General features: G+C 47.8%; 11 protein-coding genes. 6 read left to right on the forward strand and 5 right to left on the reverse strand.

From position 1 onward, the window contains the following. Nucleotides 1–50 precede the first annotated feature (50 nt). The 4 genes from HND56_07945 to HND56_07960 form a co-directional block, all read right to left on the reverse strand. On the reverse strand, nucleotides 51–2,570 hold the full coding sequence (locus HND56_07945) for a hypothetical protein (protein ID QKK05621.1): 2,520 nt from the start codon (nucleotides 2,568–2,570) through the stop codon (nucleotides 51–53). Next, nucleotides 2,563–2,808 carry a helix-turn-helix domain-containing protein gene (locus HND56_07950; GenBank protein QKK05622.1) on the reverse strand — a complete coding sequence of 82 codons (246 nt, stop codon included), beginning with the start codon at nucleotides 2,806–2,808 and terminating at the stop codon, nucleotides 2,563–2,565. The genes HND56_07945 and HND56_07950 overlap by 8 nt, the downstream gene beginning before the upstream one ends. 86 nt (nucleotides 2,809–2,894) lie before the next feature. Further along, complete coding sequence (locus tag HND56_07955; GenBank protein ID QKK05623.1) at nucleotides 2,895–3,455, reverse strand: hypothetical protein; 561 nt, start codon at nucleotides 3,453–3,455, stop codon at nucleotides 2,895–2,897. A 2-nt stretch (nucleotides 3,456–3,457) separates the two neighbouring features. After that, entirely contained in the window at nucleotides 3,458–4,747 is a 1,290-nt protein-coding gene (locus tag HND56_07960; protein QKK05624.1) for a site-specific integrase, read from the reverse strand. A 349-nt stretch (nucleotides 4,748–5,096) separates the two neighbouring features. Here HND56_07960 and HND56_07965 point away from each other — a divergent pair, with 349 nt between their 5' ends. From HND56_07965 to HND56_07990, 6 genes are read left to right on the forward strand one after another with little or no spacing between them, the layout of a single operon-like run. Next, complete coding sequence (locus tag HND56_07965; protein ID QKK05625.1) at nucleotides 5,097–5,300, forward strand: DUF2892 domain-containing protein; 204 nt, start codon at nucleotides 5,097–5,099, stop codon at nucleotides 5,298–5,300. Between the two features lie 14 nt (nucleotides 5,301–5,314). Continuing rightward, entirely contained in the window at nucleotides 5,315–6,601 is a 1,287-nt protein-coding gene (locus HND56_07970) for an NAD(P)/FAD-dependent oxidoreductase (protein ID QKK05626.1), read from the forward strand. Between the two features lie 12 nt (nucleotides 6,602–6,613). Then, the gene (locus tag HND56_07975; GenBank protein QKK05627.1) at nucleotides 6,614–9,232 is read left to right on the forward strand and encodes an MMPL family transporter; all 2,619 of its coding nucleotides are present in this window, start codon (nucleotides 6,614–6,616) and stop codon (nucleotides 9,230–9,232) included. Between the two features lie 23 nt (nucleotides 9,233–9,255). Then, entirely contained in the window at nucleotides 9,256–10,059 is an 804-nt protein-coding gene (locus HND56_07980; protein ID QKK05628.1) for an outer membrane lipoprotein-sorting protein, read from the forward strand. Next, on the forward strand, nucleotides 10,056–11,528 hold the full coding sequence (locus tag HND56_07985; GenBank protein QKK05629.1) for a hypothetical protein: 1,473 nt from the start codon (nucleotides 10,056–10,058) through the stop codon (nucleotides 11,526–11,528). Before HND56_07980 ends, HND56_07985 begins: the two co-directional genes overlap by 4 nt. A gap of 30 nt (nucleotides 11,529–11,558) precedes the next feature. Further along, nucleotides 11,559–11,885, forward strand: a complete 327-nt coding sequence (locus HND56_07990) for a rhodanese-like domain-containing protein (GenBank protein ID QKK05630.1) — start codon at nucleotides 11,559–11,561, stop codon at nucleotides 11,883–11,885. On the opposite strand, the gene hemN is transcribed toward HND56_07990, so the two are convergent. After that, nucleotides 11,882–13,234 carry an oxygen-independent coproporphyrinogen III oxidase gene (gene hemN / locus HND56_07995; protein QKK05631.1) on the reverse strand — a complete coding sequence of 451 codons (1,353 nt, stop codon included), beginning with the start codon at nucleotides 13,232–13,234 and terminating at the stop codon, nucleotides 11,882–11,884. The genes HND56_07990 and hemN overlap by 4 nt on opposite strands. Between the last annotated feature and the right edge of the window lie 7 nt (nucleotides 13,235–13,241).

The raw sequence follows: 13,241 nt of genomic DNA on the forward strand, positions 1-13,241 counted from the left end.
ATTCCCTCAGCCTTCTCTGAAAACCGACAAAACCGACAAAACCGATTAGTTTATATTTGCTCTAACCTCCAATCCTTCGCATTTTTATTGGAGAGCCCAAGTACAATCCTTCGGCCATTTACAATCCGTCCGGCATTCCGCTTCAGCCACCATCCGAGCTTCTTCTTGTTTATGCCAGCCTTGTTATCAGGCGCGATATCTTCCAATATGTCTCTCAACTCTGGATTTGATGTATCAATCAGCTGTCGAACCATCACTGGCTTTGAACAATAAATTTTCCACCATAGATCCATCAATATTCGAATATTTTCCCTGTCGGGATCAGCGCCAATAGTTTCAAATGCAGAAGTCATAGGATTTTCATATCCTAGCCACATCAACGGTTGGCAGCACCAGTCTGCCCATTCATTATAACTAACCAACGTTCTCTCTGTCAGTCTGGGTTTCCCTGCACACTCCCAAGCGCGAATAATCGTCAATGCAGCAGAGATATATCTGCCTCTTTCCGACTTTACTTGATCAAGCAAGTTCGGGTTCTTGTATGTTTTAGATGCCGGTGTTTCGCACTCTGCGTCTAGGTTAATTGTAATTGTACGACGCCCCATATCTTGAACCGGTCCCACATTATTACCACTCGATAGAAATAGAGTTGCAGTACTGACACTAGCATTTTTTGAAACACCAAGAATTCGTGATGAGAATGTTTCCTCGGTCAGCACAGTGCAAAGCGATGGATGAGGCAACAAATCGGTTGTAAGGTTATCAAAGTTTACTGCTGCAGGAGCCTCCATCAAAGCAGCCAAAAGAACTTTTTTACACTCTTCTTCTGTATCCGGGAATGTATGAGGTGCCACGGAATGGGGAGTTGCAAACAGACAAATTAGCTGATTTAGATATGATTTACCCGAACCAATTTGCGGAGCACGCGTGTGAAACATTGGCGCTTTTGGCAAGCTAGCACGAATAACAGCCGTTAAAATTGCTGCCAGTGCTGCAGATTGGTCATGATTAGCCTTAAAATCAAATTCATTCAATAAACTAGCAAGCAATTCACTCGCTTCAAGCGCCATCACTTTCGATGGTTGGGCAAGGACGTTAAATGCATCTGCCTCAAATGCACCAAACATATGTGTTTCCACATCATAACCGGGCTCCGACATTAGAGAACCATCTGACCTAAGATATGGCTGGCACGCTATCCCCCTGAGGACTGGCAAATGCTCATACCGCGGAGCATCAAATAATGCTTGAGCGTATGTGGTCGGCGGGTCGATTTCAACGTACTCCTCCTTAAAAGCATTATATTTTTGCCATTTAGCAACCTTCGCTAACGCCACCCTGATGGTTGGAGTTCTAATCACTGCAACCTCCAACTTATCACTTTCTGGGTTTCGTCCTAGAGAAACAATTGTTCCCCCACGCTGAAAATGTTGCCCTGAACTTGCCAGTGCCTGCTCTGCCTCATCAACAACTTCTTTTAATCTTCCCGGATCAGCATATATAGTAACCTTCCCTTTAATGCGCGGTTCGGAAACTCCAAGAGCGCGTCGCAAATGAGACAGGTTTCGATTATTGCAGTGCCCGTGATGACATTTAAATCCTCCGCCTGGGTAATTCTTACTAGGTTCAAAATAAGCCGTTCCATTATCTTCTGCATTTGTATGCTCTTTCACCCAAGGACAGGTAATATCATGCTTACCATCACCTAGCGTAGCTTTGTATAAACCCTTATCCTTTAGTGCCGAAACAATGGCTTCGCCCCCGCTACCTGATAGAGAAATTTCAGCATCACTTTTAGCTTCAACTCGCTTAGAAGACGATCTATGTTGACCCAAACCAAAGGCGAGCGACATTTCTTCTAGGCTATATTGGTTCTGGGGATTCCAATCTGTCAAACGACACTCAAAATATGGTACATGCTTGCCATTACACCCGAAGGGTAATCTTGCTAAACGGGCAGTTGGGCCGCCAGCGCCAGCATCGCATAATCCAGCGCTGATCACCGCTTTCATAAAGCTATCAATTTTTTTGATATCAGATTCAGGAGCCTTCAGAAAGTATAGGGCTTGAAAATTTCCTGCAGAGGTTTCTATTAACGCCGATGGCTCTACTCTAAGCCTCTCCCTAGGCACTTTGGTTCCTACATCATCCAGCATTATGCAATGTAACGACTTAAAGCTTTTCTTCCTGCGGCGATAGTACCCATCCCCATCCGGAACAAAGGTCGCAATGCTAAAATATGTATTTGATGTTTGAGCATTTGCCGACAAGATATACGCACGCTTTCTTTCTGTCCCCTTCCAAACACGCTTATCCTTCTTTGCAGGATTGCCAACAAAATCAACAATGATTGGCTGTTCTGTTTGCTCGCGGGATCCAAAGACCACCTCCAAAAACTCTTCGTTTGAAGTCGGAAAGACGGGTGTGTGCGACACCGTTTGAACCTCCCCTGCGTTTTTATCGGTTTTATCGGTTTTATCGGTTTTATTGGTTTTGGTCGCGCCATTTTTAGATTGTTGATTGGGTCCTGATTTCATATCAAGATGCATCCCCTGGCTTAAATCAGACATTTTTCCCCTCCTCATTACGCATCGGATAACTGTCTAAAGTTGACAGCCATTCTTCGATAGCCTCTCTAGTTATAAGGGTGCGCTTACCTAATTTAATGGCACGCAATCTACCACTGTTTAATTCGCGGTAAATCACAGTACGGCACAAGCCAACCATTTGGGTTACTTCAGGTATTGAGTAGCTAAGTTTATCTTGCTGGATGTCCATAAATTCCTCCTGCTTCTGGTACTCAGGCATGAACCTTTCGTGCCTTCTATGAAACAAGGTAAAAAAATATGAACAGTCGAAAGAGTGGGGAAAAAAGACGATGTTTTCCCCATTTTCTATTTCATTGTATCTATTGCCTTTTTTACAACTTCTAGCAATTCATTTTCATTGGGACGGGGCGAATTCTTTTGAAAATGGGCATATTTAGCCTCCCAAACCATGAAAAAAAGTTCCTCTTTAAGCCACCCTTCAAGTGTTCGCCGGTAATCACGAGCTTCATTCCCGCCAGCCTTGTCAAGTTTGCGCCCTTGCATCTGAACTCCGTCACACTCCTCTATAATACGGTGCACCTTTGTTTTTGTGCCTCTTGGGAGGTCTTTTACTTCTTTTGTTGGAGGATATTGCTTAGCTAAAAAATTTAGGACAGCAAACTTCGCATAGGACCAACTATGCTTTTTTCCAAATAGACAAGCAGTTAAGAACACCAAATCCAAAGGAGGCGGTATCTGCTTAAAATGGCACTCCCACATTAACTGCATAGCTTGTTCTTTAAAGCGATTCTGCCATTGCGCTGTATCTCTAGGTTTCCTCACACGTCCATAATACACTTGCATCATTTCAGCAGCTTTTGTAGCGATTGAATCCCTGATAAAGTCCTGATGTTTCTGTGAAAACATAATTACCTCTTTTTTACATTCACAATTGAAACAATGTTCTCATCCTCTAACACTCCCATTACAGGGAAGTTAGCCCTGATGGTATCCGCAACATAGTTAGGTGTTAAGTGCGCATAATGCTTCTCACAAATACGAGTATCAGCATGCCCTAGCTGATGGGCAATTACAGGCAACGGGGTTCCATTCTGCGCCAATAGACTTGCATGCGTATGACGCAAAATATGAAAACTGATCGCAGGAGAAATTCTGGCGCGCTCACAAGCTTCTTTTAAGCGGCGAGTTTGATGCGATCTTCCCCACTGCTCACCATCCTCACGAGTGAAGATAAGCTCTCCACCACATTTACCAACAACAGCTTTTTCAAAGAAACGACGCCCCTCATCGGTTAAAGTCACATGACGTGGTTTGCCGTTTTTGCTATCAGCAATAAAGAGTGTTCCGTTTTCCGGGTTAAAGTCACTTACATGAAGCTTAGTCAACTCGCCATATCTACAGGCGGTAAAATATCCAGCCAACACCATTTTTCTAAAGTCTGGATCACATGCATTCACGAGGCGCTGGACTTCATTAGGCATTAAAAACCTTATCTTCGCGTTTTCTACATTTCGGAAAGGTTTAACGCGTCGCCACGCATCGTCACTTGCGACCTTGCCTTCTTGGTACGCCCTGTTCAATGCCGCTTTCAGTATCGTCAAAATACGGTTTGCAGAGCTTTTCCTCTTGCGCGCATAATCTGACTGTTTTTTTGCGTCTTCATTGTTGGATATTTCACCATGCTTTGACCGTTGTCTCGGCTTCTCTTGAGCAAGCCCCCTATGCCAATCTGAAATTTTCTTAGAGGTCAGCTTGGTAACAAGCAAATGACCAAACTCAGGACGCAGATAAGCTTCAATACTATATTTTGCACGCTCTGCTGATTTACCATGCATACGCAAGTATTCCAAATAATCATCCAAAATATCGTTTACGGTAAGCTTAGCATTCCCAATCCCCAGCTCGCTTTTTTTGCTTTCCTCAAACCATTGGCGACCTTTTGCTTGAGCTTGCGAGAAATCCAAGACAGCCATACCGTCTGCATCCTGAATGTCATCCGCCTTGCCCAATTGACAAAATTGATATTTGCCTTCCTCAGAGCGCACACGTGCAATCCAAGAGCCTCCACCATCTTTGTGCTTTCTATATCCAATGTGGAAACCCCTATCAATGTTCTTCCAATGGGGTTCACGCTGAGCTTTTAATGACTGGCGTGCAGTCCGTGTATCCAGCCTTTTATCCTTAACAGTCCTTGCCATTTAATGAATCTCCAAATTATCCGTACGTAACTTGTACGTAATATACAGTGCCAAATATGGGTAAACAATAAAAAACACTAAAATAGTAACATATTGTATTGTTTTGATTATATGTGTTTACTGGCGTTTTCATAAAGTAACGTTTTTCCCCTTTCACGGCGGCAACACGGGTTCGAATCCCGTAGGGGACGCCATTTTTCACCTCATTACTTCTACACATCATGCAGAAAGTCTATTGATAAAGCGGTTTTATTATGGATACAATATTAATATAAATTAATTTATTGAAAAATAATTTAATTTGATGTAAAATAAAGATAGATAAACATTTACAGAAGGATTGCAACACATGAATATTGATCGTTTTGTCTTTGCCTTTGCGGGGTTTGTGATTTTGCTAAGCTTGGCTTTGGCGCATTACTTTTCCCCTTATTGGCTCTTGCTAACGGGCTTTGTAGGGTTGAATATGTTTCAAGCGGCTTTCACAGGTTTTTGCCCGTTGGCGATCATTTTAAAAGCTGCCGGTTTCAAGCCCGGACAAGCCTTTAAATAAAACAGGAGCGCAACATGGCACATATTGTTATTTTAGGTGGCGGAATTGGCGGGGTTTCCATGGCCTATGACATGCGCGCCGCATGCAGCCGCAAGGACGGACATAAAATCACCGTTATTTCCGACAGCCCGACATTCCATTTTGTTCCTTCCAATCCCTGGGTCGGGGTCGGCTGGCGCAGCCGGAAGCATATTGAAGTGCCTCTTGAAAAATATCTAAAGAAAAAGAATATCGACTTTATCCCTGTCGCCGCGAAGAAGGTCGACCCTGATCATAACAGTATTGAACTGGCGGATGGACAAACTGTCTCTTACGACTACCTGGTGATTTCGACAGGCCCGCGTCTCGCCTTTGAACAGATCGAAGGACTGGGACCTCATGACGGCTTCACCGCATCGGTCTGCCATGTCGACCATGCCGAAAAAGCCGCCGAAGGCTGGGCTGTTCTTAAGAAAAATCCCGGTCCGGTGATTGTCGGTGCCGTACAGGGCGCCTCCTGTTTCGGCCCCGCCTATGAACATGCCTTTATTATGCATCAGGATCTGAAAAAGGCCGGTATCCGCAACAAAGTGCCGATGACTTACGTCACTGCGGAACCTTATATCGGTCATCTGGGGCTGGGCGGTGTCGGCGATTCCAAAACATTGCTGGAAAGCGAACTGCGCAAACGCGATATTAAATGGATTTGTAATGCCAAGGTGGATCGCGTTGAAGACGGCATGATGCATATCACGGAACTGGACGAATTTGGCAAAGAGAAACGCAAACATGAACTGCCTTTCAACTATTCCATGATGCTACCGGCCTTTAGCGGTGTGGATGCCTTGATGGGCGTAAAAGGTCTGGTGAATGAGAAAGGCTTTGTACTGGTCAATGATTATCAGCAAAACCCGACCTATCCCAATGTTTTTGCCGTCGGTGTCTGCGTCGCCATTGCGCCGCTGGAACAAACCCCCGTACCGGTCGGCGTTCCGAAAACCGGTTATATGATCGAATCCATGGTCTCAGCCACGGCGCATAATATTATTGATATCTGCCGCGACAAGGCGCCAAGCCACAAACCGTCTTTAAGTGCTATTTGTCTGGCTGATATGGGCAATACCGGCGTTGCCTTCGTCGCACTGCCGCAAATTCCGCCGCGCAATGTCGCATGGATGAAAGGCGGCAAATGGGTTCATTGGTTGAAAATAGCTTTTGAATGGTATTTCCTGCGGAAAGTCAGAACGGGTTCCGTCTCCCCTTTCTACGAGACTTATGCTCTAAGGCTGATGGGTATCCGCAAAAGAGAACGCCAAAAATAAAGGGACAAAAACATGTTAATGCTGTCAGAAAAAGCCGTACGCAAACCCAAAGCCTCGATGTGGCTGGCTGTTTTTTTAAGCCTGTTTTTTATCGCAGGCGTTGCCCTGCCCAGCCTGTTCCCGCAACAGATTACGGCACTGCACGGTCTGAGCATTGATACCGACCCTGAAAACATGCTCTCGGAAGACGAACCCGTGCGCATCTTCCACAATGAACGCAAAAAAGAATACAGCCTGTATGATATGATCGTCGTCGGCGTCGTTAATAAGAGCCATGAAAACGGCGTCTTTAATAAAAAATCTCTGGAGAATATCTACGCGCTTGGCGAATATGCGCGCAGTATCGTCTGGCAGGATGATAACGGACAGGATGCCGGCGTTATCGAAGCGGAAATGATTTCGCCCTCCAATGTCGACAATATCGAACAGGCCGGGCTGGGTACTGTCCGCTTTGAATGGCTGATGAAAGAGCCGCCCGCAACAGAGGACGATGCCAAAGCGGTTTACAGCAAGGCCGCAAAACTGCCGTTCTTGAACAACACGCTGGTTTCCGGTGACGGCAAGGCCATGGCACTTTATATCCCGATCACTGCGAAAGATACCAGCTATGCCGTTGCCAAAAAGCTAAAAGAAAAAATCGCAAGTTTTGACGGCAATGATGATTATCACATCACCGGTCTGCCGATTGCGCAGGATACTTTCGGTGTGGAGATGTTTATCCAGATGGCGGTTTCCGCGCCAATGGCGATGGCGCTGATTTTCCTGCTGATGTGGTATTTCTTTAAAAGCGTGAAACTGATTGTCGCGCCGATGATTGTCGCGATGGTGGCGGTGATTATCACAATGGGCGCCTTGATTATGACCGGACATACGGTGCATATCATGTCCTCAATGATTCCCGTCTTTATCATGCCCATTGCCGTATTGGATGCCGTACATATATTGTCGGATTTCTTTGATGTCTATCCGCGCTTTAAGAACCGCAAGAAAGCCATCAGCCATGTGATGGAGGAACTGTCAAAACCGATGCTGTTTACCTCCCTGACCACGGCGGCGGGTTTCGGCTCCCTCGCCTTTACGCCCATTCCGCCCGTGCAAACTTTCGGCATCTTTATTGCCTTTGGTGTGCTGATGGCATGGCTGTTCACCATTACGCTGGTGCCGGCCTATATCATGCTGATGAGCGAAAAATCGCTGGAAGGTTTCGGCCTTGCCCATCACGAAGACGAGGCACACCCCTCCTCGCCGCTGGCAAAGCTGCTGCATATCATGGGACCTTTCACCTATCACCGCGCCCGTGCCATTCTGCTGCTGGTCGTGGCACTATTTGCTTTGTCGGGCTATGGCATCAGCAAGATTGAAATTAATGACAACCCCGTCAAATGGTTTACGGAGAAACATGAGATTCGCGTCGCCGATAAGGAACTGAATGCGCGTTTTGCCGGAACCTATATGGCCTATCTGGAATTACAGCCCAAAAACGATTTGAAGACAGACTTCCACGATGCGCTGAAAACTGCACTGGATGAAAACAGCTCCACACAGGCTACCGCCTTGAATGCAGAGCTGACAACACTGGGCGGCGATATTAACGCCATCAAAGACTTTATCTATCAGCAGCAGGATGCGGCGGCGGATGATGATGCCTATTATGCCTGGGATGATATCGGCACGCTGGTGGATCAAATCTATGGCCGTTTCGAGATTTTCAAACAGCCTGCCACTTTGCATTATCTTGAAAAACTGCAGGCCAATCTGCTGGAAACGGGACTGGTCGGAAAAAGCAACGCCCTGCCGGATATCGTCAAAACCGTGCATCGCGAATTATTCCTTGGGGAAGCGGATGCCTTCCGCATTCCCGACACGCAGAATGCTGTGGCGCAGACTTTGATCACCTATCAAAACTCGCACCGCCCGAATGATTTGTGGCATTTCACCACTCCGTCCTACGACAAAACCGTCTTGTGGATCCAGCTGAAAAGCGGCGACAATAAAGATATGAACAAGGTCATTGCCGCCGCCGATGATTTCTTTGCCAAAAACGAAGGGCCGGTGGCGCTGGAGCATAACTGGTTTGGCCTGACCTATATTAACACCGTCTGGCAGGACAAAATGGTCGCGGGAATGCTGGAAGCGTTTCTGGGCTCTTTCGTCATTGTGCTGATTATGATGGTGTTCCTGTTCCGTTCTCTGCTCTGGGGTGTTCTGTCCATGGTGCCGCTGACCGTCACAATTGCCTTTATCTATGGTATTATCGGCTTGATCGGCAAGGATTACGATATGCCGGTCGCCGTGTTGTCCTCGCTGTCGCTGGGGCTGGCCGTGGATTACTCTATTCACTTTCTGGCACGCAGCCGCGAAGCTGCGAAGAAACACGGCACATGGAAAAACACCATTGCCGCCGTCTTTGGCGAACCCGCACGCGCCATCGCCCGTAATGTGATTGTCATCGGTGTCGGCTTTACCCCTCTGCTTTTCGCACCGCTGGTGCCGTATAAAACGGTCGGATTTTTTATCTCAGCCATTCTGCTATTTGCAGGGGCGGCCACCTTGCTGATTTTACCGTCGCTGATCACGGTGTTTGAAAAATACTTGTTTAAAAATAGGCAAGGCAAAAGAAAGCCTGCATAATATAACCGTCAAGGAGATGTGACATGAAAAAAAGCCTGAAAATATTATCCTCCTCCCTCGCTCTGGCGGCGTTTTGGGCGACGGCAACGCCGGCCTTTGCTGTGGATGTTTCCGAGATTGTCGCCAAAGCCAATCACAGCTCCTATTATCAGGGAGAAGACGGACGCGCCCATGTCAAAATGGAGATCACCGATAAACAGGGACGCAAACGCAGCCGCGATCTTGTCATCCTGCGCAAGGACGGCGGAGAAGATGACACGGAACAAAAATTCTATGTCTATTTCAACCGTCCCGCCGATGTGAATAAAACCGTTTTCATGGTCTGGAAACATGTCGGTGCGGATGATGACCGCTGGATGTATCTGCCCGCGCTGGATCTGGTGAAACGCATTGCAGCAAGCGACGAGCGCACCAGCTTTGTCGGCTCCGACTTTTTTTATGAAGATATTTCCGGACGCAACCCTGTCGAGGATACACATGAATTGCTGGAAACAACGGATAATTACTACGTATTGAAAAGCACACCCAAAGACCCTGATGCGGTGGAATTCAGCTATTTCAAAAGCTATATCCACAAAGCCAGCTTCATCCCTGTCAAAATCGAATATTACGATAAAAACGGTAAAAAATACCGTGAAGGTGCTGCCGAAAAAGTCGAAACCATCGGCAAATATCCGACCGTGACGCAAGGCAGCATGACGGATTTGCGTTCGGGCAGTGTCACCAAACTGACCTATTCGAATGTGGATTATGATATCGGCGTGCCGGATGATATTTTCACGGAACGCTATTTGCGCCAACCGCCTATGAGCTATATCAAACGATGAGAAAATTGCTCCTGCTCTCCGCTATTCTGTTGCCCGTATTCGCGACGGCTCCTGCCGCTGCGGAGGAGCCGCCTCTGCCTTTCGGTCTGGGCGGCGGCACAACATCATCCGAACCGGCCCTTCCCGCAGGGCTTGGTGGCAGTGATGAACCGTCATTGCCGATGGGGCTTGAAAGCACTGAACCCGCGCTTCCCTCAGGCATTGATATGATGGAGACAGATTTTGCTGATAGCCCGACAGCAGAAGAAAAACAGGGTTTTGATCTGCCCTTCCATCTGACAGGCTTTATCGAAACCCGCGCAGGTATCCGCCTTCCCGGTCAGAATTTTGAAAAAGATGCCAGCATCGGCGAAACCCGTTTGCAGCTTCAGGCCGAAAAATTCTGGGATAAAATCAGCACCCGCATCACGGCGGATTTTATCGCCGATCCCGTTGCCGACCGCTGGGCGATTGACCTTGATAACGGTGACGGCTGGATTGACCTGCGCGAGGCTTTTGTCAGCTGGCGCGCAACGGATTTCATGGATGTCAAAGCCGGGCGGCAAATCCTGACATGGGGTACGGGTGATCTTATCTTCCTGAACGACCTGTTCCCGAAAGACTTCGATTCTTTTTTCATCGGGCGTGACGAGGAATATCTGAAAGCACCGTCTGATGCGCTGAAAACGTCGTTCTTTTCCGACATCGCCAATCTGGATGTTGTTTACACACCGAATTTTGATTCAGACCGTTTCGCCGATGGCGCACGCATCAGCACCTTCAACCCGTTCACAGGCGGACAGACAAGTCGCGGCACCGTGCTGATGACAGACCCGCGCGGAAAATATTTCACCGAAGATGAATGGGCGATGCGGCTCTACAGAAATTTCGGTGCCTATGAAACCGCACTTTACGGCTATGACGGTTACTGGAAAAACCCGCAGGGGCTGGATGTGCCGAATACGCGTGCTACCTTCCCGCGCTTGTCCGTTTATGGTGCCAGTATCCGCGGGCCGGTTTATCACGGCATCGGAAATATGGAAGTCGCCTATTACGACAGCAAGGACGACAGATCAGGGCGCAACGCCGTATTGCCGAACAGCCAGTTCCGCGTCCTGATGGGTTATGAGCAGGAAATCGCCACGGAGCTGACCGGCGGCTTCCAGTACAATCTGGAACATACGACGGATTACGATAGGCTGATCGCCGCCGCCGCGCCGGGGTCGCCCGTGCCGGATGAAAACCGTCATGTTTTCACGCTGCGCCTGACAAAATTCCTGATGAACCAGAATGTCAAATTGTCGCTTTTCAATTTTCTTGCCCCCGGCGACAGTGACGGTTACACACGCGGCAATATCAACTGGAAACTGACTGACCAATGGACGGCAGAGGCCGGTGGCAATCTTTTCTATGGCGAAAGCCGCAACACCTTTTTCGGACAGCTGGAAGATAACAGCAATCTGTATGTTTCTCTGCGCTACAGTTTTTAAGATATCCGTTTAGCAAGAAAGGGCATCATTATGAGTAAAATTGAAATGGTCGATTGCAAAACCTTAAAGGAATGGCTGGATAAAGACGAAGCCGTGGTGATTGATGTGCGCGAGATTGCCGAATATGATGCGGCGCATATCAAGGATGCCATTCTGATACCGGTCGGTACATGTTCAACCGATACCGTGCCGCATACACCCGGCAAAAAAATTGTTTTCCACTGCAAAGCAGGGCTGCGCGGCAGCAAAGCTTGTGAAATTTGCGCCAAGGGTCTGCCTGAAACAACCGTCTATAATCTGCAAGGCGGACTGGATGCATGGATTGCGCAGGGCTATCCCGTTCAGAAATCCGCTTAAACAGCTTTTGCGTGGCGCGTTTCGCAGGGCTGAAAATAAGGGTCGAAACAAGCCGCCACAATTCTAACAAAGGGACGTCCGCCTTCCGTCACGGTCAGCCTGCCTCCATCCCTCTCTAAAATTCCATCTTGCTCCAGCAGTGCAAGCGCGGACTCCGTCTCTTCCCGCAAATGCGGAATATCCGTGTAATGCCCAAGATCAACCGTGAAATAACACATGATTTCTTCAATCAGCGCGCGGCGGCGCGTATCTTCTTCCGTCAAGACACGTCCACGTTTCACAGGAAACAGGCCGTTATTAACAGCACGGCGATATGCGGGCGCATCGGTAATATTCTGCAAATAAGCACCGCCGAAACTGCTGATGGATGACAGCCCGAAACCGAGCACAATTTCAGATTCATCATCGGTATAGCCTTGGAAATTACGGCGCAGGGTTTTATTTTCCAGCGCGGTATATAAGGGATCATCTTTTCTGGCAAAATGATCCATGCCGATAGCGGCATATCCGGCATCTTGCAAAGTCTTGTTCAACAGCGCCGTCATCTCAAAACGCCGGCGGGCATCAGGCAAATGGTAAACCTCCAAAAGCTTCTGATGCTTTTTCATCCAGGGCACATGCGCATAACCGAAGACAGAGAATCTATCCGGATTTAAGGCAATCGCCTGTGCGGAGGTTTTGGCAACCGTTTCCGCCGTCTGCTCCGGCAAACCGATAATCAGATCGAAATTCAGATGATAAATGCCCTCATCCCGCAGCGTCTCCACGCAGCTTTTCACTTGTTCGAAAGGCTGAATACGGTTGATACAGTTTTGCACCTGCGGATCAAAATCCTGAATACCAAGGCTTGCGCGTTTCACACCCATTTGCGCATAGGCACGGATTTTTTCTTTTGTCAGCAGGCGCGGATCCATCTCCATATCAATCACTGCGCCGCTGTCCAGCCGCGCAAAACGGGTGAGCGTTTCCAGCAAATGCGCGACATCATCCGTTTTTAAAAAATTCGGAGAACCCCCGCCAAAATGCAGACGGTTAATTTTCAAATCCTTTGGAAGATATTCTCCGGCTTTACGGATTTCGGCATGCAACAATTCCAGATAGCTTTGTACGGGGCTGTAGCTGTTGACGATTTTAGTATTACAGCCGCAGTAATGGCACAGCTGATGACAAAACGGCACATGGATATATAAAGAAACCGGCTTATCGGTATCAATGCCGGACAGCAGAGCGGCACAATCATCCTGCGCGATATCCTGATCAAACTGTACCGCCGTCGGAAAGCTGGTATAGCGCGGCGCGGGGCGATCATATTTCGTCAGCAGATCATATGGGATTTGTTGCATCATCATAGCCGGA

This window comes from Pseudomonadota bacterium (assembly GCA_013285465.1).
Classification (GTDB): domain Bacteria; phylum Pseudomonadota; class Alphaproteobacteria; order Micavibrionales; family CSBR16-224; genus CSBR16-224.